The sequence below is a fragment of the Nocardia sp. NPDC052566 genome (assembly GCF_044547285.1).
In the GTDB taxonomy this organism is placed as follows: domain Bacteria; phylum Actinomycetota; class Actinomycetes; order Mycobacteriales; family Mycobacteriaceae; genus Nocardia.
This window is the reverse complement of the sequence record NZ_JBIUAF010000001.1, coordinates 1,516,575-1,539,814: the sequence shown is the minus strand read 5'-3', so window position 1 is coordinate 1,539,814 and position 23,240 is coordinate 1,516,575. Positions and strand designations below refer to the sequence as shown.

Annotated in this window: 21 protein-coding genes; 7 read left to right on the top strand and 14 right to left on the bottom strand. The window is 66.9% G+C overall.

The annotated features are described in order from the left end of the window. Nucleotides 1-382: 382 nt before the first annotated feature. Nucleotides 383-1,936, top strand: coding sequence for a succinic semialdehyde dehydrogenase (locus tag ACIG5A_RS06265; protein ID WP_397238312.1), 1,554 nt, complete (start codon nucleotides 383-385; stop codon nucleotides 1,934-1,936). Between the two features lie 140 nt (nucleotides 1,937-2,076). Here ACIG5A_RS06265 and ACIG5A_RS06260 read toward each other — a convergent pair whose 3' ends face one another. The 6 genes from ACIG5A_RS06260 to ACIG5A_RS06235 all read right to left on the bottom strand — a co-directional run bounded on the left by ACIG5A_RS06260 (nucleotide 2,077) and on the right by ACIG5A_RS06235 (nucleotide 7,367). After that, nucleotides 2,077-2,481 (bottom strand): DUF779 domain-containing protein, encoded by a 405-nt coding sequence (locus ACIG5A_RS06260; protein ID WP_397238310.1) that lies wholly within the window; start codon nucleotides 2,479-2,481, stop codon nucleotides 2,077-2,079. After that, the gene (locus ACIG5A_RS06255; RefSeq protein WP_397238308.1) at nucleotides 2,481-3,998 is read right to left on the bottom strand and encodes an aldehyde dehydrogenase family protein; all 1,518 of its coding nucleotides are present in this window, start codon (nucleotides 3,996-3,998) and stop codon (nucleotides 2,481-2,483) included. Before ACIG5A_RS06255 ends, ACIG5A_RS06260 begins: the two co-directional genes overlap by 1 nt. Before the next feature lie 91 nt (nucleotides 3,999-4,089). Further along, nucleotides 4,090-5,307 (bottom strand): transcriptional regulator, encoded by a 1,218-nt coding sequence (locus tag ACIG5A_RS06250; RefSeq protein WP_397238306.1) that lies wholly within the window; start codon nucleotides 5,305-5,307, stop codon nucleotides 4,090-4,092. 150 nt (nucleotides 5,308-5,457) lie between these two features. Beyond that, the gene (locus ACIG5A_RS06245) at nucleotides 5,458-5,820 is read right to left on the bottom strand and encodes a hypothetical protein (RefSeq protein ID WP_397238304.1); all 363 of its coding nucleotides are present in this window, start codon (nucleotides 5,818-5,820) and stop codon (nucleotides 5,458-5,460) included. Nucleotides 5,821-5,877: 57 nt separating this feature from the next. Continuing rightward, a complete protein-coding gene (locus ACIG5A_RS06240; protein ID WP_397238302.1) occupies nucleotides 5,878-7,029 on the bottom strand; it encodes an alkaline phosphatase family protein in 1,152 nt (383 codons plus the stop codon). A 26-nt stretch (nucleotides 7,030-7,055) separates the two neighbouring features. Then, on the bottom strand, nucleotides 7,056-7,367 hold the full coding sequence (locus ACIG5A_RS06235) for a nuclear transport factor 2 family protein (RefSeq protein WP_397238300.1): 312 nt from the start codon (nucleotides 7,365-7,367) through the stop codon (nucleotides 7,056-7,058). A gap of 146 nt (nucleotides 7,368-7,513) precedes the next feature. On the opposite strand from ACIG5A_RS06235, the gene ACIG5A_RS06230 reads away from it, so the two are divergent. After that, a complete protein-coding gene (locus tag ACIG5A_RS06230) occupies nucleotides 7,514-8,398 on the top strand; it encodes an LLM class F420-dependent oxidoreductase (RefSeq protein ID WP_397238298.1) in 885 nt (294 codons plus the stop codon). Nucleotides 8,399-8,416: 18 nt separating this feature from the next. Here the strand turns inward: ACIG5A_RS06230 and ACIG5A_RS06225 are convergent, their stop codons facing one another. Next, nucleotides 8,417-8,824, bottom strand: a complete 408-nt coding sequence (locus ACIG5A_RS06225; protein WP_397238296.1) for a hypothetical protein — start codon at nucleotides 8,822-8,824, stop codon at nucleotides 8,417-8,419. Nucleotides 8,825-8,898: 74 nt separating this feature from the next. Beyond that, nucleotides 8,899-9,186 (bottom strand): hypothetical protein, encoded by a 288-nt coding sequence (locus tag ACIG5A_RS06220; protein WP_397238294.1) that lies wholly within the window; start codon nucleotides 9,184-9,186, stop codon nucleotides 8,899-8,901. A gap of 78 nt (nucleotides 9,187-9,264) precedes the next feature. Between ACIG5A_RS06220 and ACIG5A_RS06215 the strand changes: the two genes are divergently transcribed. Then, entirely contained in the window at nucleotides 9,265-11,538 is a 2,274-nt protein-coding gene (locus ACIG5A_RS06215; protein ID WP_397238292.1) for an ATP-binding cassette domain-containing protein, read from the top strand. Between the two features lie 81 nt (nucleotides 11,539-11,619). Here the strand turns inward: ACIG5A_RS06215 and acpP are convergent, their stop codons facing one another. Beyond that, the gene (gene acpP, locus ACIG5A_RS06210; protein WP_397238290.1) at nucleotides 11,620-11,862 is read right to left on the bottom strand and encodes an acyl carrier protein; all 243 of its coding nucleotides are present in this window, start codon (nucleotides 11,860-11,862) and stop codon (nucleotides 11,620-11,622) included. A gap of 236 nt (nucleotides 11,863-12,098) precedes the next feature. On the opposite strand from acpP, the gene ACIG5A_RS06205 reads away from it, so the two are divergent. Next, on the top strand, nucleotides 12,099-12,437 hold the full coding sequence (locus ACIG5A_RS06205) for a hypothetical protein (RefSeq protein ID WP_397238288.1): 339 nt from the start codon (nucleotides 12,099-12,101) through the stop codon (nucleotides 12,435-12,437). Here the strand turns inward: ACIG5A_RS06205 and ACIG5A_RS06200 are convergent. Further along, nucleotides 12,434-13,345, bottom strand: a complete 912-nt coding sequence (locus ACIG5A_RS06200; RefSeq protein WP_397238286.1) for a TIGR03619 family F420-dependent LLM class oxidoreductase — start codon at nucleotides 13,343-13,345, stop codon at nucleotides 12,434-12,436. The genes ACIG5A_RS06205 and ACIG5A_RS06200 overlap by 4 nt on opposite strands. A 152-nt stretch (nucleotides 13,346-13,497) precedes the next feature. Between ACIG5A_RS06200 and ACIG5A_RS06195 the strand changes: the two genes are divergently transcribed. Further along, entirely contained in the window at nucleotides 13,498-14,010 is a 513-nt protein-coding gene (locus ACIG5A_RS06195; protein ID WP_397238284.1) for a DUF664 domain-containing protein, read from the top strand. 10 nt (nucleotides 14,011-14,020) lie between these two features. Here the strand turns inward: ACIG5A_RS06195 and ACIG5A_RS06190 are convergent, their stop codons facing one another. Next, nucleotides 14,021-14,638, bottom strand: a complete 618-nt coding sequence (locus ACIG5A_RS06190; RefSeq protein ID WP_397238282.1) for an HAD family hydrolase — start codon at nucleotides 14,636-14,638, stop codon at nucleotides 14,021-14,023. 71 nt (nucleotides 14,639-14,709) lie between these two features. Here ACIG5A_RS06190 and ACIG5A_RS06185 point away from each other — a divergent pair, with 71 nt between their 5' ends. Further along, nucleotides 14,710-15,189 (top strand): RrF2 family transcriptional regulator, encoded by a 480-nt coding sequence (locus ACIG5A_RS06185; RefSeq protein ID WP_397238280.1) that lies wholly within the window; start codon nucleotides 14,710-14,712, stop codon nucleotides 15,187-15,189. A 132-nt stretch (nucleotides 15,190-15,321) separates the two neighbouring features. Then, nucleotides 15,322-16,467 (top strand): MFS transporter, encoded by a 1,146-nt coding sequence (locus ACIG5A_RS06180; protein WP_397238278.1) that lies wholly within the window; start codon nucleotides 15,322-15,324, stop codon nucleotides 16,465-16,467. A gap of 14 nt (nucleotides 16,468-16,481) precedes the next feature. Here ACIG5A_RS06180 and ACIG5A_RS06175 read toward each other — a convergent pair whose 3' ends face one another. The 3 genes from ACIG5A_RS06175 to ACIG5A_RS06165 form a co-directional block, all read right to left on the bottom strand. Further along, nucleotides 16,482-16,823, bottom strand: a complete 342-nt coding sequence (locus ACIG5A_RS06175) for a hypothetical protein (RefSeq protein WP_397238276.1) — start codon at nucleotides 16,821-16,823, stop codon at nucleotides 16,482-16,484. Nucleotides 16,824-17,133: 310 nt separating this feature from the next. Further along, nucleotides 17,134-18,693 carry an alpha/beta hydrolase gene (locus ACIG5A_RS06170; RefSeq protein ID WP_397238274.1) on the bottom strand — a complete coding sequence of 520 codons (1,560 nt, stop codon included), beginning with the start codon at nucleotides 18,691-18,693 and terminating at the stop codon, nucleotides 17,134-17,136. Between the two features lie 66 nt (nucleotides 18,694-18,759). Further along, the gene (locus tag ACIG5A_RS06165; protein WP_397238272.1) at nucleotides 18,760-23,184 is read right to left on the bottom strand and encodes a hypothetical protein; all 4,425 of its coding nucleotides are present in this window, start codon (nucleotides 23,182-23,184) and stop codon (nucleotides 18,760-18,762) included. Nucleotides 23,185-23,240: the final 56 nt, after the last annotated feature.

The window sequence follows — 23,240 nt, the reverse complement described above, 5'->3', positions numbered from 1 at the left end:
CCGACCACAAACAGAGTCAGGCTCGGAATGAGCGCGATTGCCAATATCCGCGTTCGGACACCGAGCCTCGCTCTGAACATCGGCACAACTTAACAGAACGGACGCAACATACCGACTCGTCCTTTGCTCGATTCCCGTTGAGCGAGACTGCAATTGACATTGTGAGCTATACCTGTATGCGGTTGATCATGAACGGTCGGGCCCTGTCGAGGTGACAACTGATCTCGTGAGGACATGGGTAACTCCCGGGGGACCGGCTGACCCAGCCACTGTCTTACCGCCGGCCGCCAACGCGGCGGATCTGTCACCTGGGTCTGGCCTGAGTACGCGGAGAGGCGGATAAGCTTATGTAATTCGGGGTTACTGACAAGTAGGAGGCACAATGCCGGCGCCGGAAGCCGCCGTTTTCGACCGTCTGAGCGCGCTCGCCGCGATCGACGACCCGAAAGCGCGCCCTAGCAAGTCGATCGCCGAGACCTTCACCGGTAAGGCACTCGGTACCGTGCCCGTCGGCACCGCCGAGGACGTGGCGGTCGCATTCGATAAAGCACGCGCGGCGCAGGTGCGCTGGGCCGCCAGGCGGGTCAAGGAGCGCGCAGGCGTGCTCGAGCGCTACCGGGCGCTGGTGGTCGAGCACCGCGAATTCCTGATGGACGTGGTGCAGGCCGAAACCGGTAAGGCGCGCTGGGCGGCCCAGGAAGAGATCATGGGGCTGATGTTCGCGGCCCGCTACTTCGCCAGGGTCGCACCGAATCTGCTCGCACCGCACTCGGCACAGGGCGCGTTCCCCGTACTCAACCGGACCTCGGTGCAGGCACAGCCCAAGGGCGTGGTCGGCGTCGTCGCGCCGTGGAACTACCCGATGCTGCTGTCCATCGGCGATTCGATTCCGGCGCTGCTCGCCGGCAACGCGGTGGTGGTCAAACCGGACAGTCAGACCCCGTTCTCCTCGCTGGCCAATGCCGAACTGCTGTACCAGGCGGGCCTGCCGCGCGATCTGCTCGCGGTGGTGCCTGGTCCGGGCACCGTGGTCGGCACGGCGATCGTGGACAGCTGCGACTACCTGATGTTCACCGGCTCCTCGGCGACCGGGCGCACCCTGGCCGAACAGTGCGGGCGCAGGCTGATCGGCTTCTCCGCGGAACTCGGCGGCAAGAATCCGATGATCGTCACCCGCGGCGCCGATCTGGACAAGGTGGCCAAGGCGGCGGTGCGCGCCTGCTTCTCCAACGCCGGGCAGCTGTGTATCTCCATCGAGCGGCTCTATGTCGAGCGCGCGGTGGCCGCGGAATTCACCGAGAAGTTCGTCGCCGCGGTCGACGCCGCGAAAGTCGGTGCCGCGTACGACTATTCGACCGATATCGGCAGCCTGATCTCCGAGGCACAGCTGGAGACGGTGAGCAAGCACGTCGCCGACGCCACCTCCAAGGGCGCGAAAGTGCTCGCGGGCGGTAAGGCGCGGCCGGATCTGGGCCCGCTGTTCTACGAGCCGACCGTGCTGTCGGAGGTGACCGACCAGATGGAGTGCGGCCGCGAGGAGACCTTCGGCCCGCTGGTGTCGATCTATCCGGTCGACGATGTGGAGGAGGCCGTCAAGCTGGCCAACGATACGGAATACGGTCTGAACGCCAGTGTTTGGGCCGCGAGCAAGAGCGAGGGCGAGCGCATCGCGGCCCGGCTGCACGCGGGCACGGTCTGCGTCGACGAGGGTTACGCACCGGCCTGGGGCAGCACCGGCGCACCGATGGGCGGGATGGGGATCTCCGGCGTCGGGCGCAGGCACGGCCCCGACGGGTTGTTGAAGTTCACCGAACCGCAGACCGTCGTGGTCACCCGGTTCATGAACCTCGATGCGCCGCCGCTGTTCTCACAGGACAAGTGGCAGCGCTTCCTGATGACCGTCGCGCGCGCCATCCGGTTCCTGCCCGGTCGCTGATACCGAACCAGCGCCCGCCAGGTGGGTCTGCGGACCACCTGGCGGACGCCGCCGCCGGTTCGCTTGTGTGTACCTAGACGTCCCAGTCGCAGCGGACGGAGTCCGCTTCGCGCATGGCCGGAGCGAATGCGGAGGTACGCCTAGGTCATCCTGTCCGCGCCTGTGCGTGGCGGCGGTCCCGCCGCCAGCGCCGCCGTCTCCGCGTCGGTGAGCAGACGCGAGCGGATGATGAAACGCACACCGTCGGGCGCTTCGAGGGAGAAGCCGCTGCCCCGGCCGTTCACCACATCCACGGTCAGATGCGTGTGCTTCCAGAGCTCGTACTGGTCACCGCTCATCCAGAATTCGGTGTGCCACGCCAGGTGACCGAGCAGCACGTCGGCCGCTCCCACACGGAACTCCCTGGCGGGGAAGCACATGGGTGAGCTGCCGTCGCAGCAGCCGCCGGATTGATGGAACAGCACAGGGCCGTGCTGCTCGATCAGCCTGCGCAGCACGTTGCGTGCGGCGTCGGTGATCTCGACGCGATGGATTCGGCTCTGCATCAGAAGAATCCGAGCTTGCTCGCGGAATAACTGACCAGTAGGTTCTTCGTCTGCTGGTAGTGATCCAGCATCATCTTGTGGTTCTCGCGCCCGATGCCGGACTTCTTGTACCCGCCGAACGCGGCGTGCGCCGGGTAGGCGTGGAAGCAGTTGGTCCAGACCCGGCCCGCCTTGATGGACCGGCCCAATCGGTACGCGGTGTTGATATCGCGGGTCCATACGCCCGCGCCGAGACCGTAGAGGGTGTCGTTGGCGATGCGCACCGCTTCCTCGACGGTGTCGAACTTGGTCACCGAGACGACCGGTCCGAAAATCTCCTCCTGGAAGATCCGCATGGTGTTGTCTCCCTCGAAGATCGTCGGCTGGATGTAGTACCCGCCGGGCAGGCCGTCCACCTTGCGTGCTTCCCCTCCGGTGAGCACGCGGGCGCCCTCACGCCTGCCGATGTCGATGTAGGACAGGATCTTCTCGTACTGATCGTTGCTGGCTTGCGCACCGATCATGGTGGTGTCGTCGAGTGGGTTGCCTCCCTTGATCGCTCGGGTCCGCTCGATGCAGCGGGCCAGGAATTCGTCGTAGATCGACGAGTGGATCAGCGCGCGCGACGGGCAGGTGCACACCTCGCCCTGGTTGAGCGCGAACATGACGAATCCCTCGACGGCCTTGTCAAGGAATTCGTCCTCTGCCGACATGACGTCCGGCAGAAAGATATTCGGGCTCTTGCCGCCGAGTTCCAGGCTGACCGGAATGATGTTCTCGCTCGCGTACTGCAGGATCAGCCTGCCGGTGGTCGTCTCGCCGGTGAAGGCGACTTTCGCCACCCGCGGGCTGCTGGCCAGCGGTTTGCCCGCCTCCACGCCGAATCCGTTGACCACGTTGAGCACACCGGGCGGCAACAGGTCGGCGATGAGCTCGATGACGAGCAGGATCGAGGCAGGGGTCTGCTCGGCGGGTTTGAGCACCACGCAGTTGCCCGCGGCCAGCGCGGGCGCCAGCTTCCAGGTGGCCATCAAGATCGGGAAGTTCCACGGGATGATCTGCCCGACAACGCCGAGCGGCTCGTGGAAGTGGTAGGCGATGGTGTCGGCATCGATCTCGGAGATGCCGCCCTCCTGCGCGCGGATCGCGCCGGCGAAGTAGCGGAAGTGGTCGACCGCGAGCGGTAGATCGGCGGCGAGCGTCTCGCGGACCGGTTTGCCGTTGTCCCAGGTCTCGGCGACGGCCAGCGGCTCGAGGCTGTTCTCGATCCGGTCGGCGATCTTGTTGAGGATATTCGCGCGCTCGGTCGGTGAGGTCGCGGCCCAGCCCTCGGCGGCGCGATGGGCGGCCTCCAGCGCCATGTCGACATCGGCGGCGGTGGAACGCGGCACGGCGCAGAAGGTTTCGCCGTCGACGGGGGAGGGATTGTCGAAGTACCTGCCCTCGATCGGCGCCGCCCAATCCCCGCCGATGAAGTTGTCATAGCGGGTGGCGTAGCTGACGATGCCGGTGTCCGACCCGGGTTTGGCGTAGATCATGGCCCTCGCTCCTCGCGGAAACTTCGCTGACGGGGCCACTATTGCGTGCCGAGGTTGGCGAGAGGTTGGTGCCGGAAACCCGCGCTGGTAGCTAGGGCCGCAAGGCGGTGTGCAGCCGGGCCGACACCGTCGCACGGCGCACGTCGCCCTGCGGCAGCAACCGCAAGGCGTGCTCGTGCACCTCGATATCGCCCGGTGCGCGCTCGCCGAATTGCACGGCGTGCTCGGCCCGGTCGCTGGCCAGCACCGCGCTGCGCACGCCGACATCCAGGAACGCACGCCAGTCGAGAATCCCGGGCGTATCCGAACCGGGCATCAACGGGCCCTTGTAGAGCCAGACGGCGGAACTGGTGTCGCCCGCCGAGATGGCGGCCACCAGATCCACGGCGTCACAGGACACCGGCGCGGTGAGCATGTAGCGGCGCGGGGTGATCTCGCCGCCGGTGGCCCGGCGCAGATGGGAGACATCGGCTTTGAGCGTGCTCGCCGAGACCGGACGGTCGCCGTAGATGGCGGCCTGCAACTGCTCGGGCGTGAAGCCCTCCGGCTCCAGCGCGAGCAGCGCCAGGATCTCCAGCTGCCGTGGCGGCAGCGGCAGCGGCCTGCCGTCGCGCATCAGCCGGGACGCGCCGAGACATTCCAGCCGCACGCCGGGCACGGGCGCCGGCGCCGAGACGCGCAGCATGGATTCGATCGCGGTGACCAGCGCGCGCACCGACGGCATCACCATCGAATGCGAGCGGTTCCACGCGCTGGACAGATCGAGCACGCCGAGCTTCCTGCCGTCGGGCCCGTGGATCGGCACCGAATAGCAGACCCAGCCGTGCAGCGCGGCCACCAGATGTTCGGCGGAGAACACCGTCTCCGGCCGGTCGGTATGCAGCGCGAGCGATAAACCGTTGGTGCCCATATGGCTTTCGCCCCAGCAGCCGCCCGGCGCGAAGTTCACCTGCTCGGCCTGCCTGCGCAGCGTGCGATCACCGCGTGTCCACATGATGGTGCCGTCGGCGTCGGTCACTACGGCCAGGTAGCCCGCGTCCTCGGAGATGTCACGCAGCTGATCGCCGAGCTGGGTGATCGGCGCGCGCAGCGCGGATTCGGCCCAGCGGGCATCGACATCGTCGAGGCTCGGCGCCACGGTCGCACTCGGATCGACGGTGTGTAGCGAACGCTGCCAGGACTGTACGACCTCGGTGCGCAGGGCAGGGCCGCGCTGGATCTGCCCCGCCGGTGTCGGCGTGGTCGCCCAGCGCTCCCATTCCCTTTCGAGTTCGGCCCGCTGCTGGGTGAGGGTGCGCAAATGTGCCACCTCGCAAAACCCCATCGTCGATTGAACGACCGCATCCAGCTTCACCCGGCCCGGCGCGAAGCGGACGCCGTCCGCTGCTCACAAATTCGCTCTCTCATCATGGCGTACGCAGCAGCCGTGCGGGAGTGTTCGGCGGGAACCACCGGCGTTTCATTTCTTGATGAAAATGCCTGCCACGTCGGCGTTCTTGATCGGTGTCTCGCCGTTGAGCTGTGCGCCGCACAGCAGATCCACCGAGACCATCGTCGCGTCGACGACGGTGCCCGCGGGCTCGTGCTCGTCACCGGTCTGCTGCTTGACGAATTTGGTGATCGTCATGCGCTTGGTGTCCTGGTCCTGCTTGACGTACTCGTTGCACGGCGTATCGCCGCCCCGGTTGAGCGCGCGCTGAATATCGGTGCAGCCCGCGAGTAGCAACGCGACCACCGCCACTCCGAGGACTGTGTTGAATTGGCGCCGCCGCGAACAGGTGCTCGTAAGACTCGCACCGTGCGGGGTCGGGTCCGCATTCATTGTGTACTTCCTCCCAGGGGGCATGGTGTGCGACGAATGCCGCGTTCGCCAACCACCCTATGCGGCGTTCGCTCCATATATACGGAGCGGAACGTTCATCTCGGCGGCCGTCAGCGAACCGTGGTGGCCGACAAGGGCGGACTGGAGCGGTTCGACACCGGTGCGGACGATGCCGCGCGGGGCGCGTGCGACGACCACCAGATCGCCGATGCGGTCGATGACGTGGGCGGCGACCGTCGGCCCGAACCAGCCGCGGGCGATCGCGTCGTCGCGCACCAGTACCTCGAAGTCGGGACCGAGGAGCGCGCGCCAGGTGTCGGCGACATCGGGGGCGGATCCGTCGACGGTGTAGACGTGCCGTGCTCGTGGCTCGCCGCCGAGCTGCGCGACGCCGGTGGAGAGTTCAGCGCTGCTGTCGAAGTCGACGCGATCGTCGATCTCGACCATGCCGTGGTCGGCGGTGACGAGCAGCACCGCACCCGGCGGCAGGTTCTCGGCGATGGCCGCCGCCATGCGGTCGACGTGCGCGAGTTCGAGGCGCCATGCCCGCGAGGACGGTCCGCGCACGTGACCGGTGGTGTCGAGATCGCCGTGGTAGGCGTAGACCAGCGAGCGCGAACCCGCACGCAGTGCCTCCCCGACACCGGAGATCAGGTCACCGGTGGATACCGAGGGACGGAATTCGCAGCCGCGCAACACCGCCCTGGTCAGCCCGGAGCCCGCCTGATAGCGCGGCGCCACCTGGGTCACCGCGACGCCGTCGGCCGCGGCTCGCTCGAAAACCGTTGTGGCGGGCTGGAACCGCTCCGGTACCAGCTGGGTGCGCAGATCCGCTTTCGATCCGTCGCCGTGCAGCCGCCAGGCCAGCGGGTTCAGCAGTTTGCCGTAGCCGGGCACGTTCAGCAGATAGCCGACGATGCCGTGTTCGCCCGGTGGCACGCCGACGCCGAGCGAGCTGAGGCTGGTCGCCGTCGTGCTCGGGAAGCCCGCGGTCAGCACCGCGGGCGCGAGGCCGGACAGGAACGGCGCCGCGGTCGCGTGTGCCGCGAGCGCGTCCGCGCCGAGTCCGTCGATCAGCAGTACGCAGATGCGGTCGGCCGCGATGCCGAGTCCGAGCCGGTCGACCTCGCCGGGCACGCCGAGTCCGGCGAGCAGCGAGGGAAACAGATCGGCGAGCGAGCCCGAACCATAGCGAGGTGCGACGAACACGTGCGCAACATATCAGGCGTGCGGTCTCACGCCTGGCCGGTCTCGAATCGGCTGATCTTGCCGTCGCGCACGGTGAACCGCCATGCGGTGCGCATCGAACCCCAGCGGGAATTGGTGTAGTCGGCAACGAGATCGGTGCCGTCGTCGCCAACGGTGACCACCTGCATCCGGCCGTTGCTGCCGAAGATCTCCGAATCGGTCCACTGCGCGATATTGCGCTCGACGCCGTCGTCGGACATCGACGCATCGTCGGTGAGCATCGCGAAGAAGCGGTCCTGGTCGTTGTCGTTGAGCGCGTCGACGAATTCCTGGACAGCGGGATCTAGCTGTGTGGTCATACGGTTAACCCTCTCGTGTCAGGTAAAACTGCATGAGTTGTGCTTCAGCAAATATCTGGCGCCCACTCTAGGGCAGAGGCGGCCGAGTCGGTCCGACCACCGGCACACGGCTGGCCTGGCGTGGCGGCCGCTGGTAGACAGGAAAGATGGCTGTGCAGCGTCCATTCCGGTTCGGTGTCAATATGCTCTCTTCGGCGCCGCGCCGCCAATGGATCGAAAAGTGCCGCAGGGCAGAACAACTCGGTTTCGACGTGATCAGCGTGTGCGACCATCTCGGGCTCTACGCTCCCTTTCCCGCCATGGTCTCCGCCGCGGAGGCGACTGAGCGGGTGCGGATCAACACCTTCGTGCTGAATACCCCGTTCTACAACCCGGTTCTGCTGGCCCGTGAGGTGGCGGGCACCGATCTGCTCATCGACGGCCGGATGGAGCTCGGCCTCGGCATCGGCTATGTGAAAGAGGAGTTCGAGGCGGCGGGGCTGCCCTTTCCCACGCCGGGCAAGCGCATCGCGCACCTCACCAAGACGATCGAGACGCTGCGCAAACTGTTCGCCGACCCGGACTACAAGCCGAGTGCCGCGCAGCCGGGCGGGCCGCCGCTGATGATCGCGGGCTGGGGCGATCGGTTGCTGCGGCTGGCCGCCGAGCAGGCCGACATCATCGCGCTGCCCGGTGGCGCGGCCGCCCATGACGGCGGGCCGCTGCTGTTCTCGTCGGCGGAGAAGTACGACGAGCGCGTCGCGTACGTGAACGGGCTGCTCGGTGCGCGAGCCGGCCAGGTCGAGCTGAATGTGCTGTATCAGCAGGTGATTCTGCCGGAGGAGCGGGATGCGGCCATCGATCGATTCCGCGGGCATCTCACACCGGAGATGATCGAGCGTTTCGACGAGCTGCCCGTCCTGCTGGTCGGCACACCCGAGGAGATCGCGCAGCGGCTGCAAGAACGCAGAGAGCGCTACGGGATCAGTTTCATCAGCGTGCACGACCACAGCATGGAGAAGTTCGCGCCGGTCATCGAGTTGCTGCGCTGAGGTTTACGGGAGCGGTTCTTACGGCAGCGGATCGATGATCACCCTCGGGTCGAGCTGGCGTAGGCGGTCGGCTCGGCCGGTGAGGCACGGCCAGTCACGCGCGATCGCCTCGATCACCGCGTGACCCGGTGGTAGGAGCGCTTCGATATCGGCCTGACTGGCCAGGGTGGCGCCGAGGCGTTCCGCGGTCGGGCGGTCCAGCGCGGTGACGATGGTGTGCGGCAGCGCGAGCAGTACCGCGAGCACATCGAGCCGATCGGCGCGGATGACCGCGCGCGACGCGGCGAGTACGGCGCTCGGCACGACGATGGTGTTGCCCGCGTTGACCGTTGCCCAGGTGACCGCTTGCACGTAGGGGACCTGATTCACCCAACCGACCACGGCGGCGGTGTCGAAGACCACGCCGCCGAGTGCCGCCGCGTTCACGGCTCCACCTCGCTGGCGCTCGGCTCCGCCGTGCCCGCTGTGCGGCTGTGTCGATGGTCGCTCGCTGCGCTCGCTCACGCGGCACCGGCGTGCGGTCCGCCCGCCTCCTTATCGGGTAGCGGGGGTAAGCCCTGCATGGCGCGGGCACGATTGATCAGATCCAAAGGTGGCCTGCCGCCGGTGATTTCCTCGATCTTCGCCAGTGACTCCGCGCGGTCGATCCTGGCGCGCACCGATTCGGCGACGAATCCGGACACCGATTCGATCCGGCCCGCGGCCTTCCACTGGTCCAATGTCGCGGCGACCTCCTCGGGCACCGTGATGGTGACCTTGCGAGTGCCACGTTCCCGGGAAGACGGCATATCGATACTTTACCGTGACCTTCGGCGGGCGCCATGACCTACGGGCAAAATGTCGGTTCTTCCTGGCATGGTGTTCGCATGCTCTCTTCCGATTCCATCGATGTCATCCGGGTGCTCGGCGCCAGCGAGCACAACCTGCGCGACATCTCGCTGGAGATTCCCAAGAACAAGATCACCGTGTTCACCGGCGTCTCCGGATCCGGCAAGTCGTCCATCGTCTTCGACACCATCGCCGTGGAATCCCAGCGTCAGCTCTACGCCACCTTCCCCGCGTTCATCCTCAACTTCCTGCCGCGCTACGAGCGCCCGCACGCCGAGGCCATCGAGAACCTGACCGCGCCGGTGATCATCGATCAGCAGCCGGTCGGCGGCGGGCCGCGCTCCACCGTCGGCACCATGACCGATATCTATTCGATGGTGCGGGCCATGTTCGCCCGATTCGGTGCGCCCTCGGCCGGATTCGTCTACAACTACTCGTTCAACGTGCCGCAGGGCATGTGCCCGGACTGCGACGGGCTCGGAGTCAGCGTGCGGGCCGATCCGGATCGGCTGGTCGATCGGTCCAAGTCGCTGAACGAGGGCGCGATCCTGATTCCCGGGTACGCACCCGGCAGTGGTGACTGGCAGCTGTACGGCAATTCGGGGCGCTTCGACCTGGACAAACCGCTGGTCGACTACACGGCCGGCGAGTTCGACGACCTGATGTACGGCAGCGGCGGCAAGGTCGAGGTCACCTTCGCCAAGGGCACCTGGAAGGCGAATTACGAAGGACTGGCGGCGAAATTCACCCGCACCCGGGTGCAGCGCGACACCTCCGCGCTGAGTGCGAAGACGCGGGAGAAGACGCAGCGGTTCCTCGCCGAAGGGATCTGCCCGACCTGCCGCGGCGCCCGGCTCAACGCCGCCGCGCTGGCCACCCTGATCGGCGGCCGCAATATCGCGGACTGGTCCGGCATGCAGATCACCGATCTGATCGCGGTGCTCGACGAGATCACCGATCCGGCGGCGCTCGGGCTGGCCGGGGCGATTCGCACGGCGTTGCAGCGGGTGGCGGATATCGGGCTCGGATATCTGAGCCTGGATCGCGCGACCTCGTCACTGTCCGGTGGCGAAGGGCAGCGGCTGAAGATGATCAAACATCTGTCCAGCACGCTGATCGGGATGACCTACATCTTCGACGAGCCCAGCGTCGGGCTGCATCCGCGCGATGTCGGCAGGCTCAACAACCTGCTGCGGGCGTTGCGGGACAAGGGCAATACGGTGCTTGTCGTCGAACACGATCCGGATGTCATCCAGATCGCCGATCACATCGTCGATGTCGGGCCGCGGGCCGGTGTGCACGGCGGGAAGGTGGTCTTCCAGGGCAGCTTCGCCGAACTGCGCACCGCCGACACCCCGACCGGTGCCGGACTGCGCAGGCCGTTCACGGTGAAGGAGACCTTCCGTGCGGCTGACGGGGAATTGCTGATCGAGCATGCGAACGTGCACAACTTGAAGGATGTGACCGTCGCGATCCCGACCGGCATTCTCACCTCGATCACCGGTGTCGCCGGGTCCGGCAAGAGCAGCCTCATCCGTGACGTGTTCATCAAGGCGCATCCGGAGGCGATCTTCGTCGACCAGTCCGCCATCGGCGCGTCGTCGCGGTCGACGCCCGCCACCTATCTCGGGCTGATGGATCCGATCCGGAAGTTGTTCGCCAAGGCCACCGGCGAATCGGCGGCGCTGTTCAGCTTCAACTCGGCGGGCGCGTGCAAACAGTGCGAGGGGCGCGGGGTGATCATCACCGAGGTCGCCTACATGGATCCGGTGACAACGCACTGCGACGCCTGCGACGGCCGCCGCTTCTCCGACGAGGTGCTCGCGCATACGTTGCGCGGCAAGTCGATCGCCGACGTGCTCGAGTTGTCGGCCGAGGAGGCGCTGGAGTTCTTCACGGAGAAGGCACTCAACGCCAAGTTGCGCACCATGAACGAGGTCGGCCTGAACTATCTCAGCCTCGGCCAGGCGATGAGCACCCTGTCCGGTGGTGAGCGCCAGCGCATCAAACTCGCCACCCAACTCCAGAACACCGGCACCGTCTACGTCCTCGACGAGCCGACCACCGGCCTGCACATGGCGGACGTCGACACCCTCCTCGCCCTGATGGACGGACTCGTCGAACGCGGCAACACGGTGGTGGTGATCGAACACAACCTGGACGTCGTCGCCCACTCCGACTGGGTGATCGACCTCGGCCCCGACGGCGGAAAAGCCGGCGGCGAGATCGTCTTCACCGGTACCCCACAGGAGCTACTGGCCCACCCGACCTCGCTAACCGGCGAATACCTGCGCAGGTACAAGGCGGCCTGAGCGGGTTCATGGCCGCGTGGCGGTACCTCGTCATCGGTCAACGGCAATAGCGGGGCATCCAGCTCGGGGATCAGTGATCTACTACGGCCCATGTTGGGCGCGCTTGATGTAGTCGATGATGTCGTGAACCGAGCGGAGGTTGTCTGTCTCGTCATCTGGGATGTCGACACCGTACTTGTCCTGCAAAAGCGCGAGCAGCTCTACTTTGGACAGTTCGTCTCCGCCGAGATCCTCATAGAACCTCGAGCTGGTGGTTACCAGCGACTCATTGACGGTGAAGACTTCGGCGACGATCTTTACTACGTGTTGCTCAATGGTGTCCATCGAGGCTCCTCCGTCGTCGGGACATACAGTCGCACAGTCGATCTTCTCACCGGAGCCAGTCCGCCACACCGAGATCCAGAGAGCACAGCCGAAAAGCTGATCAACGAGCTTCGGACCGGACGCGTCCTATGGATTTCGGGGCTCGCCGGGTCGGCGGCGGTGATGAGAAAATTATGGTCGCGTGGGTAGCCTGGGGGTCACTGGGTGGTGGGGTTCTTCGAGTCAGGTGGTGGGATATGAGTGGCTTCAGGGGAGAACTCGACCGGATGATCGAGGATGTGTTCGGGCTGGATGTGAAATCGGCGGTGATCGAGTTTCCCTCGGGCGCAATGGATCTCGAACTTCGCTGGCTGGAGCGCTGGGTGGTGATCCAGGGCAGGGGCGAGGAATGGGGTGTGTCGGTCGATATTCCGGAGGGGGAGGAGTTCGCGGGGCATGACCATGTATTCCAGTCGCTCGAAGATGCCTTGCGTTTTGCGAAGCTCATGATGATGACCCCGAAAACATCCGACGACACCGCCGGTGACGCGGAAGGCTACCTCCGGAACCGGCTCACCGAAACAACCGACAATTAAAGGTGTTCGCGGATAACGCTGTTCAGTTCGGCGGCGAGTTCCAGTAGCTCCTCGATACCGCCCGCCCGCTGCTGGAGATCGAGGACGACCTCGGTCGCGCCGACGGCGGCGGTGTCGGCGAGGTAGCTCGCGATCTGGGTGACCGTGCCGTGGCGTGGTACCTGAGCCGCGTCGGCGTTCCCGTGCTGCTCCTTCGGGTTCACCCGGACCACCAGGCGAAGTGCGGCGGGATCGCGGTTGGCCTTTTCGGCGGTGCGCCGCACGGTGTTCCACATCGATGCCAGTGCGGGGGCGGGCACCGGTCCGGCGAGCCAGCCGTCGGCTCGGCGTCCGACGCGCTCCAGTGTCGCGGGGACGAACCCGCCCAGCAGGATCGGCGGGCGCGGGTGCTGCGCGGGCTTCAGATCGATCCTGGCGCGCGGCACCGTCCACAGTGCGCCGCGATGCTCGATGGCCTCGTCTGTCCAGGCCGACTCCAGAATGTCCAAGGTCTCCTCGAGCCGGGCGCCGCGTCCGCGCCACGGCACGCCGACGGCCTCGTATTCGTCGGGGGACCAGCCGAGCCCGAGCCCGACATCGAGGCGGCCCGCGCTCACCTGATCCAGCGAGGCGAGCGTCCTGGCCAGCAGCATCGGCGGCTGCAACGGGGCGTTCAACGTGTTGGTGCCCAACCGAACCCGCTCGGTGACACCGGCCGCGACGGTCAGCACGGTCAGCGGATCGAGGAACCGTTCGGCGCCTTTCATCGCTCCGCCCGGAGACTCCACCCGCGGCTGCGTCGGCACCAGCAGCCGATCACCCACCCACAGACTGTCGAGCCCCTCCTCCTCGGCGAACATCGCCGCGGCGATGATCGCCTGTGTGCTGGCGAAAACGCCGTACTGGGGCAGAGCGAGACCGATACGCATCCGCCCGATGCTAGTCACGGATCCCGGGGCGGCGCCGCCGCGATGATCTCGCGCTGACCGATCGATGACGCGCGGAGAACGACATACATCGAACTCCGCCGGTATCACGGGTAGTCGGAATATCGGAGGGGCCGAAGTGCTTGGATGACTTCGTGACTAGCGCTGAGTTGTTGGTGGATGCCTTCGGGCGGGTTCAGGAGAACGTGCACGGTGCGGTGGCCGGGCTCGGTCAGGAGGAGCTCGCGGCCAGGATCGATCCGGGCGCGAATTCGATCGCGTGGCTGATCTGGCATCTCACGCGGGTGCAGGACGACCACATCGCCGAAGTGGCGGGCCTGGAGCAGGTGTGGACGGCGGCGGGCTGGGCCAAGCGTTTCGAGTTGCCGTTCGACGACGCGGCCACCGGATACGGGCACGATTCCGCCGAGGTGGACGGGCTCGGCGCGGTGCAGGCGGAACTGCTGCTCGGCTACTACGACGCGGTGCACGCGCAGACGATCGACTACGTCGCCGGACTCACCGACGCCGATCTGCCGCGCATCGTCGACACCCGCTGGGATCCGCCGGTCACCCTCGGTGTGCGGCTGATCAGCGTCGTCGACGACGATATCCAGCATTCCGGCCAGGCCGCGTTCATCCGCGGAATCCTGTTGCGCCGCAGATAGTTCCGTACGGTCAGGCGGTGGCGGCGCGATCGAAATCGGCGAACCAGTCCGGGAATTCGGTCAGATCCGCGAGGACGACGTCCGCCCCCGCCGACCGCAACTCCGCGGCGTCGCACGGCCCGGTCGTCACGCCAACGGCAACCACACCGGCCGCCCGCGCGCCACGCATATCGCCGATGTGGTCGCCGACGTAGACACTCGCCCCTTGCTCACGCAAAGCGCCCGCCTTGCCTGCCGCCCACAGATCACCCGCGAGATGATCCACCCGCCAACCGAGTTCGTCGATATGCAGCCGCGCCAGCGGCGCATGCTTCCCGGTCACCACCAGTACCCGGCCACCGCGCCCCGCGACCGCGTCCAACGCCGCACCCGCCCCGGGCATTGCCGGAACCTCCGCGACGATCGACGGATAGAACGCCCGGTACCACCCGATCAACTCCGGAATCATCTCGACGTCCACCCCCGCCTCGGCCAGCAGATCCGCCAGTGGCGGCCCGAGCTTCACGGCCAGCTCATCCCCATTCACCGCAAGCCCGAACTCCTCGGCAAGCCTATCGATCGCCCGAGCCACCCCGGGCCGCGAATCGATCAACGTCAAATCCAGATCGAACCCGACAACCCAACTCATGGGACGACCCTAGCCGGTCGGGGGGTAGCCCCGCTTTGCCGATTGATTCGGGATATGTACTATCCCTATTCATGATGATGAGCGAGGGCGTCGAGTGGGGGCTGCACTGCTGCCTGGTGCTTGGCTGGCTCGATGAGCGGGCGCCGATCGCCACCGCTCGGTTGGCGGAGATCTTCGAGTTGCCGCCGGAGTACCTGAAGAAGCGCCTGCAACCGCTGGTGCGCGAGGGAATCCTCGAGTCGACGCCTGGTGTGCGTGGGGGGTACCGGCTGGCCAAGGGACCCGAGCGCATCACCGTGATGGATGTCGTTGCCGCGGTCGAGGGCCGCACGGGTGCGTTCCAATGCACCGAGATCCGCCGCCGCGGAGCCGGTGAAACCGCGGGCAAGTCGGAGTTCGCGAAGCCGTGCGGAATCGCCACGGTCATGCGACGCGCCGAGATGGCGTGGCGGCGTGAGCTGTCGAGCCAGACGATCGCGGATCTGCTGGCCGACGCGCCCGCGAACGCCGCGACACGAGCGCGGCGATTCTACGAACAGCGCACTGCCTGAGCGGGCGCGGTCAAAGATCGGAAAAAGCTACCCGGCCACCGGCCGGGTTTTCTCGAAAGGAAAACCGGGATGTCTAATGTCCTGATTTCACAGGGCCCGGCCGCTGGCGGGAGCAGTGATGCATCGAATGGGTTGCGACGCACTCTGATTCTGGCGTTGGGCACCTTCGCCGTAGGTACCGATGCGTTCATCCTGGCCGGGTTCCTGCCGGATCTGGCGGCCGGGCTCGAGGTGTCGGTCGCGACCGCGGGGCTGGCGGTGACGGTCTTCGCGGCCGCCTACGCGCTGGGCTCGCCGGTGCTGGCCACCGTGACCGCGCGGGTGCCTCGCCGGGTGCTGCTGGTCTCCGCGCTGCTCGTGCTCGCGCTCGCCAACCTCGGATCCGCTCTCGCGCCGACGTTCTCGCTGCTGCTGGCCACCCGCATCGTGGCAGCGGTCGGGGCGGCGGCGTTCACCCCGAACGCGGGCGCGGTGGCCTCGGCGCTGGTGCGTCCCGAGGCCAGGGCGCGGGCACTGGCGGTGGTTGTGGGCGGGCTGACCATCGCGACCGCGCTCGGGGTGCCGCTGGGCGACGTGCTCGGTCAGTGGTTGGGCTGGCGCGCGGCGCTGGTCGGGGTCGCGGTGTTGTGTGTGCTGGCGGCGGCCGGCGTGGCGGCATGGGTGCCGTTTGTGCCCGGTAGCCCTCGGGTGCCGCTGGCCACGCGCATGTCGGTGCTCGGTAACCGCACCGTGGCGTTGGTGCTGCCGTTGACGGTGCTCGGCATGGGCGCGGCCTACGTCGTCTATGCCTACGCTGTGCCTGCCCTGGGCGCCCTGGGGATCAGTGCCGCGACGACGGCGTGGATGCTGTGCCTCTACGGTGTCGGCGCTGTCGCGGGCAACCTGTGCTCGGGCTATGCCACCGACCGGTGGGGCGCCACGCGTGTGCTCACCATCGGCTATCTGGCCATGGCCGCCGCACTGGGCATCATGGGCGTTCTTGCTGCGACCGGCACCCATGCGCCGCTGCTGGTGGGAGTGCTCGCCGTGGTGTGGGGTGCGGCGAGCTGGTGCCAGACCCCCGCTCAGCAGCATCGGCTCATCGATGCGGCCCCGCAGGAATCGGGATTGGTGGTGGCGCTCAACGCCTCCTGCATCTACCTCGGCATCGGTGCCGGCACCGTGCTCGGCGGCTTCGCGAGCGGCCACGGCACGACTGTCATGTTCGCCACCGGCGCCGCCGTGGCCGTCCTGGCCCTGTTCTACCTGCGCGTGACCGCGGCAGCGACCCGGGCCTGATCCCGGACAGCAGTTCAGTCGAGGAAGTCGTACCAGACCGCCGTTACGGTGTCCCCGGGGTTGCAGTAGGCAAATGAGCCCGAGAGCAGCCAGACGGGGTCGCCGTAATCAGCGGGGGTTCCCGACAGGTCGTAGTTGCCCAAGCCGAAGGAAAATGGTGGCCCGCAATGGATTATGACGTAGTAGCGGCCGCTCTCGGGGGTATGCGGACATTGCACCCAGCCGCCGACACCGAAATTTATCGTGATGCATCGAGCGGGCCGCGCGTGGGCTGTCGGTGCGATGGCAGCCGTGGTGCCTCCGGCAATGGCGAGCGCCGCCAGTCCCATCGCGGCGCGTCGCATGATCGTGTTCATCCTGCCTCCCCGTCTGTCCTCGGCCCTTCATGAGATCACATGCGCAGGAAGGGATTCGATGGGACCGCGCCGATAGTCGGATCGAGGTTGCCGGACCGTCCGCACAGCGGCGAGGTCGTGGTCAGTATGCGCGCGACCGGCATCGACGCCAAGGGGGCAGTCGCCGGGCGCAGGACGATTCCCGTGTGTCCGTCAACGCGAACAACCACGTGTCGGTCCTGCCGCGTCAGTGCGGTGCGCGATCGTCCGGGACCGGGAGATCTGGGCATACGCATGTGACTCGGCCTGCCGGGTAAAGACCGCTGCGATCTCAGCGGTGGCAGCGGGTGCCTCGGGGTGGGATTGCTCCGTCGAGGAGGAAGTCGGTGGCTATGGTGTCGATGCAAGAGGAGCCGGAGTCGTAGGCGATGTGGCCGTCGTGTTCGTTGATGACCAGGACGGCGTCGGCGAGGTGGCGGGCGACGGATTGGGCTTCGTCCAGCGGAGTGGCGGGGTCGTTGGTGTTGTTGAGCAGCACGATGGTCGGTGCGCCCGTGGCGCGTGCGGCATGCGATTTCTCCGACGGTGGCACCGGCCAGAACAGGCACAGCGGGGAGCTGTAGGTGCGGTTCTCGCCGAACAGCGGCGAATAGATCTTGGCGCGCTGGGCTTTTCGAGCGAGAAAGGCCAGGATCTCGTCCTCGGACTTGGATCGGTACTTCGCCGGATCGTCGTTGGCGCATTGAACCGCCCAGAAGGCCGGATCCGAGGAGGTGTAGCGGCCCGAGCGCCGGCCTACGTAGGTGTCGGCGAGTTCGGCGAGGCCGGTGCCGTCACCGTCGAACGCATCGGCGAGCGCCTGTTCGAAATCCCGCCAGTACCTTTCGCCGTAGGTGGCCTGGAATGCGCCGAGGGTGGCCAGATTCGAGCCGAGGCGGCGGCCGTCGGCGACCGGGATCGGGGTGACGTCGACGCGATCGATGAGCTCGCGCAGCTTGCGCATCGCGGCATCGGCATCATTGCCTACCGGACAGTCCGTCCTGGCCGCGCACTTCTCGAAGATGGTGTGCACCAACTGATCCCGTAGCGACATCCCGGACGGCGCCGAGTCGTGGTCGAGGTCCCAGCGCGCCGTCTCCTCACTCGGATCATCCACGGAGTCCAGCAGCATCCGGCCGACCCGGTGCGGATACTGATCGGCGTACTCCTGGCCGAGCCGAGTGCCGTACGAGAAGCCGAAGTAGTTCAGCTTCTGCTCACCGAGCGCCGAGCGCATGATTTCCATGTCCTTGGCCACGAATTCGGTGCCGACGAAACCGAGCAACTTGCCCGCATTGCGCAAACAGGCTGTGGCATAACGCTTGTGCGCGTCGGCGACCTTACGCATCCCCGCGGCATCGGCCGGCGTGAAATCGGTGGCCAGGTAGGCGTCCATCTCCTTGTCGTCGAGGCACGAGATACCCGCGGTGCGCCCGACCCCGCGCGGATCGAACCCGACCAGGTCGTAGCGGGCCCGGAACCGGCCGAGCACAGTATCGTTCGGATCGAGCGCGGCGAGCACCTGCTCGTACCCGGATTCACCGGGCCCGCCCGGATTGGTGGTCAGCACCCCGATCCGGGCCTGCCGGTCGGTCGCCCGCAACCGGACCAGCGGCATGCTGAGCGCGAGTGCCTCCGGGTGCGAATAGTCGACCGGAACCCGGATCGCCCCGCACTCGGCGTCGCGCTGGTCCGGGCACGGTGTCCACGAGACCCGCTGGGCCAGATAGGCATCGAGCGTCGGCAGCGGCGCGGGCGAGGGTACGGCGGTCCCGCGGATCCCGCGCAGCTGCGCACACCCCGACAGCATCAGCACGGCAACACCGAGCACGAGCAGTATTCGATAGCGCATCCGTGCCGACCCCCGTCGTAGAACATCCTCCGCTGTCGAGAGTAACGCCGCGACCTCCGAACGACCTCAGCCGATGATCGGTGGATGCTTGACCGTGACCGTATTGGACAGGGCGGCACCGAATTTGCGATTTCCCGCGAACCGCGCCACCGCGTCGACGCTGTAGCTGTCGTTGGGCGCATGCCCGGTCCAGGAGAACGTGCCCGCGCTGGTGAGCGCGATCGATACCCACTGGGCCTGGTGGTTCTGGAAGTCGACCCGGATGTTGATCGTGCCGCCGCCGGGATTGGGGGTGACGGTGCCGTCGAGCCGGACATTGTTGCTGTAGTCCCACTGACCACCCAGCTTCACCACGGTTTTGACGCGCGGCTTGATCTCGTATTCGACACCGCCCCAGCGCACGGTGCTTTCGGGATCGCGGCGCCAGGCGTGCAGCTGGAATCGCTGGTCGTTCTCGCAGCCGGTGTGGATGATCTGATCGTCGAGTCGCAGCGTGCAGTGGAACAGGACGGTGCCGCGCGCCGGAATCGTCTGCTCCGGTGGCGTCACCGTGAGCGTCATCCCGTACGGCAGCCCGTCGGGCTCGAGGTAGGCGAGTTCCGGTGTGACACCGTCGTTGTGCACGCTGAAGTCGAACTCGATGGGCTGGAACGGGCTGGCGCTCAACGCCTCGTACTTGTCGACGTTCTTCTGGGCGTGGTTGTTCACCTGCCACACGTCGTCGGACCCGAGTGCCGCACCGTGCGAGTCGCGCGGGATCTTGTAGTCCTCGATCTGCACCAGCAGGCAGGTGTGCCCGCCGAATCCGGCCGGAACATCCCAGCGGCCGAGAGCTTTCACGGGATCGTTGACGCCGGGTGTCGCGGGCACTCCCGGCAGCGTGGCGGAGCCGATGAGTTTGTAGTGCGACGCGTCCTTCACGTCCAGCGGCTTGTTTCCGTCGCCGCCCCCTGGCGGCTCGTAGTAGAAGAAATTCAGCTTCACGTCCTGCGCCTGGACCTGTCCGCGATTGCGCACTCGTGCGACGACCCAGTGCAATTCGGGATGCGAGGGGTGTACGCGGATGGCCTCGCCCTGATCGGTCGGTTGTCCTACCGGATAGTCCGGCGTGAGCGATTCCGGCGTCGGAGTGTTGTTGCCCGCCCAGTCGACCCAGAGGTCCGGATTCTTGTAGTAGATGGGGGGATTGTCGAAATACAGGTCGACGAATTCGGCGTTCTGGCGGGAAACCTTGACGCGGTACACCATTGCGTCACCCTCGACGGTCTTGCGGTCGACCACCTGTACGGACATCCCCTTGACCGGAAGCTCCGCGGCCAGCGCGAGATCGAACGTGTCACCCGCGGCGGTCAGCACATTGCTCGGATTCAGCAGTTGCAGCGAGCGCCGATACCAGCCGTTGGTGGCGAACCGGTCGTCGAGTGTCCAGGTGATCGCGTTGGTGATCAGCACGCCGCCGTTGTGAATCGGCAGGCTCTGGCTGAACGCGGCGCCGGGTTGGCGTGCCTCGATCAAGCCGAAAGTCGCACCGTCCCCGCCGAAGTCGATGTAGGCCAGCTGGACGACGGGAATGTCGCCACCGACACCGAAGGCGGTGCGCGCGCTGGCGACCAGGCTGTCGCGCCACAGCTCGACCGGCACCAGCAGCAGTTCCCAGGTGCGTGTGACCGCGGCGTCCGGCAGTCCGAGCGGATAGACCCGCCCGTAATCGGTTTCGGTACCCGAGCCGTCCGGGATCCAGCCCGCCTGCATCTTGTGATAGCCGCAGTGGTGCGGCAGGTCCCAGTGCGAGTCCATCATGGCCCAGCCGCCGAGGTAGGCGAGCTCGTCGCGGTATCCGGTCTGGTGGTACAGATCCCCGAATCCCAAGGCGTGCCCCATTTCGTGGCAGATCAGCGGGACATCGGGCGCACCGTTCGCCATGAAGTCCAGCGCCCAGTTGGTCTGCAGCTGCACTTTCGGGTCGACGCGGTCGATGATGGTGGCCATGGCGTCCGCTCCGCGGAAGCCGAACGGCCGCGAAAGCGGTGTCACAGTCCAGATTTCGGATGCGCGCGGGGCGTTGGGGTCGGCCGGGTTCGTCATGGTCGGCTCCAGCGGCATGACGATGACGGCGCCGAACCCCTCCAGTGCGTTCGTGGGCTTGCTGTTGTCGCGGAGCCGTTTGATGGCGGCGCTGAACGCGTCGGTGAGGATGTCACCCCAGTCGCGGATCGCCTCCGCGTTGTTCGCGGTCGAGGCGCTGTTGGGTGTGGAGTTGTGCGCGTCGAACAGCGTCGACAGCCCCGAGGACGAGACGAAGGTGACCTCCGCGCCAGGGCCGCCGTACCGGCTGGCGATCGAGACGACGGTCTTCAGTGTGCCCGCCGTCGCGTCGAAAGTGGTTGTCGGTGGCTCGATCCGCCGATCGTTGTAGCCGAAATTCGCGGCCTCCTGGGCAAGGAGCCCCGCGTTCTCCAGGTATCGGTTGATCCGCGCCGTGTTGGATACCGGCATGGTGCCGATGATGGTGTCCGACAGCCCGAGTGGGTCGCCGCCGGGCACGGTGGCCGTCGATGCGGTGACCCGCAGCTTGGTGCCGGTGGTGGTCGCGGCGGCGAAGGTGATGAGCAGCCGCCCGAAATCGGTGCCGATCTGCGGGATGCGCCGGGCCTTCGGTTTGGCGAACAGCCGGGTGGCGATGCCCGCGGCCGTCTCCGCGGCCTGCATGACGGCATCGAGGTAGGTCTCGAGCTCACCCAGTTTGCCTGGTATCGAGGCGGTATCGGGCATGTCGAGCGTCTTGGCCGTAAAGGCGAGCGCCAGCACCTTGTTCGTGCCATCGGCCAATGTGACGTTCACACTGAGCTTTTCGGTGCCGAGGAACTTCACCTGGACCGGGAAGAAATCCACGTCACGGGTCAGCGCGAGCGCGAAGAACGGGAAGGTCAACTCACCGGCCGCCGGTCCGCCGGTGAGCGGTGCCGGCCGGATCTTCAGCGATTCACGCCCGTCGAAGACGACCTCCGAGGCCGACGTCACCGAACTCTTGGTGAGTACCAGCTGAGCGGGTTGATAGGCGGGGAAGAAATAGTCGGCGACGTGGGCGCGCGGCAATGTCAATGGCCCGGCCTTCGGTCCGACGTCGACGCCGAATACGGAGATATTCAGGTCTTTGAGGATGCCGAAGCTGTTCTCGTCGTAGTAGTCCTTCACCTGTGCGAGGGTCACCCGGTTCACGAAGGCGCCGAAGCCGTCGAGGTTGGCGCCGGTGAAGGATTGGGCGCCCTCGATGACCGGAAGCAGCAGCGCCTTCACCGATGTCGGCGAGGGCTGCTGGCCGTGTGAGAGGGCGTAGGTCTGCTGACCGATGAAGGTCTTCGTCTCCAGTGCGACGGGTGGGTAGAAGGTGAGATCGGGGCGGTAGTCGGCGGCGAAGCGCGCCTCGTCGCGCCAGGCCCAGCGGCCGGTGGAACGGGTGTGCATCAGCAGGGTCGAGGTGCCGGTTCCAGGCAGCAGCAGCGCGCCGCCACGCCCGAATTGCCATTCGTCGATCACGTTCATATCGGCGCTGAGTACGGCGGCATGACGTCCACGCTGGTCCGTGGCAAGGATGTATCGACCGAGGCGATGCAGGTCGGCGACGCCGAAGAACAGGTCTCGGCCGCACGGGCGCTTGCCGGTACCGGGCGGCGGGTGGTGGTCTACTCGGCCGCCGTCGCCGACGACCGTGCCGCCACCGTCCGAGGGGATGGCCGCGCCGCCGCCGGGTGTCCTGCCGTCATCCGGTCGGTCCTCGCCCGGTCGGTCGTTGCCGGGGTGCTCAGTGCCGGGGCGTTCGGGCGTCGTCGCGTCGTCGCAGCCGCAGCGGGGCACACAACAGGCGCCGCAGCAGTCCGTCGGGTGCGCGTACTTCGGCGGTCGCGCGGCCGCCGGCGTGGGGATCGGCGTCCAGCGCAGGTCGCCGTCGGCCGACCGCACGGTGCGTTCGCGCGTATCGGTCACCACGACATGTCCACCGGCGGAGTTGATCGCGACCTTCATCTCGCCGTGCGCGAGCGGCTGTTCCGCGACCACCGCCCGCTGCCGCACGCCGATTCGCATCAGCGCCGCGTGACCGTCCGCCTTGCTGACGACGGCATACGCGTTCGCTCCCGCGCTGGCGAATGCCGTGATCGCGCCGGATATGTCGAGCACCGGTGCGAGTGTCTGGTCCTGCAACCGCATGATCGCCGAGCGACCGCCGCAGCGGGTGGCGATCAGTAGGCCGAGCGCCGATTCCGCCATGGCCGTGACGGTGCCGTCGACCTCCATCGCGCACAGCGGTTTCGCCTTCACACCGGTGCGCTTGCGGGTCAGCCGGTAGACGATCACCTGGTCGCCACTGGCCAAAGCCAGGTTCTCGTCGTGTGCGTACAGCAGGCCGACCGTGTCGGCAGAGAGTGTGGCCGGGAGTCCGCTGATTTCCTCGGTGGCCGAGGCCGGGACGGTGGGCGCGTGTTCTTTGTTCATTGCCATGCCTCTTGCCGGGTCTTGATTCGCGTCGGCGGGCAGCCGGGGCGATGGCA

Coding starts and splice junctions, on each gene's coding strand:
- ACIG5A_RS06265 (WP_397238312.1), top strand. CDS start 383: ATGCCGGCGCCGGAAGCCGCCGTTTTCGACCGTCTGAGCGCGCTCGCC.
- ACIG5A_RS06260 (WP_397238310.1), bottom strand. CDS start 2,481: ATGCAGAGCCGAATCCATCGCGTCGAGATCACCGACGCCGCACGCAAC.
- ACIG5A_RS06255 (WP_397238308.1), bottom strand. CDS start 3,998: ATGATCTACGCCAAACCCGGGTCGGACACCGGCATCGTCAGCTACGCC.
- ACIG5A_RS06245 (WP_397238304.1), bottom strand. CDS start 5,820: ATGAATGCGGACCCGACCCCGCACGGTGCGAGTCTTACGAGCACCTGT.
- ACIG5A_RS06235 (WP_397238300.1), bottom strand. CDS start 7,367: ATGACCACACAGCTAGATCCCGCTGTCCAGGAATTCGTCGACGCGCTC.
- ACIG5A_RS06230 (WP_397238298.1), top strand. CDS start 7,514: ATGGCTGTGCAGCGTCCATTCCGGTTCGGTGTCAATATGCTCTCTTCG.
- ACIG5A_RS06220 (WP_397238294.1), bottom strand. CDS start 9,186: ATGCCGTCTTCCCGGGAACGTGGCACTCGCAAGGTCACCATCACGGTG.
- ACIG5A_RS06215 (WP_397238292.1), top strand. CDS start 9,265: ATGCTCTCTTCCGATTCCATCGATGTCATCCGGGTGCTCGGCGCCAGC.
- acpP (WP_397238290.1), bottom strand. CDS start 11,862: ATGGACACCATTGAGCAACACGTAGTAAAGATCGTCGCCGAAGTCTTC.
- ACIG5A_RS06205 (WP_397238288.1), top strand. CDS start 12,099: ATGAGTGGCTTCAGGGGAGAACTCGACCGGATGATCGAGGATGTGTTC.
- ACIG5A_RS06200 (WP_397238286.1), bottom strand. CDS start 13,345: ATGCGTATCGGTCTCGCTCTGCCCCAGTACGGCGTTTTCGCCAGCACA.
- ACIG5A_RS06190 (WP_397238282.1), bottom strand. CDS start 14,638: ATGAGTTGGGTTGTCGGGTTCGATCTGGATTTGACGTTGATCGATTCG.
- ACIG5A_RS06185 (WP_397238280.1), top strand. CDS start 14,710: ATGATGATGAGCGAGGGCGTCGAGTGGGGGCTGCACTGCTGCCTGGTG.
- ACIG5A_RS06175 (WP_397238276.1), bottom strand. CDS start 16,823: ATGAACACGATCATGCGACGCGCCGCGATGGGACTGGCGGCGCTCGCC.
- ACIG5A_RS06170 (WP_397238274.1), bottom strand. CDS start 18,693: ATGCGCTATCGAATACTGCTCGTGCTCGGTGTTGCCGTGCTGATGCTG.
- ACIG5A_RS06165 (WP_397238272.1), bottom strand. CDS start 23,184: ATGAACAAAGAACACGCGCCCACCGTCCCGGCCTCGGCCACCGAGGAA.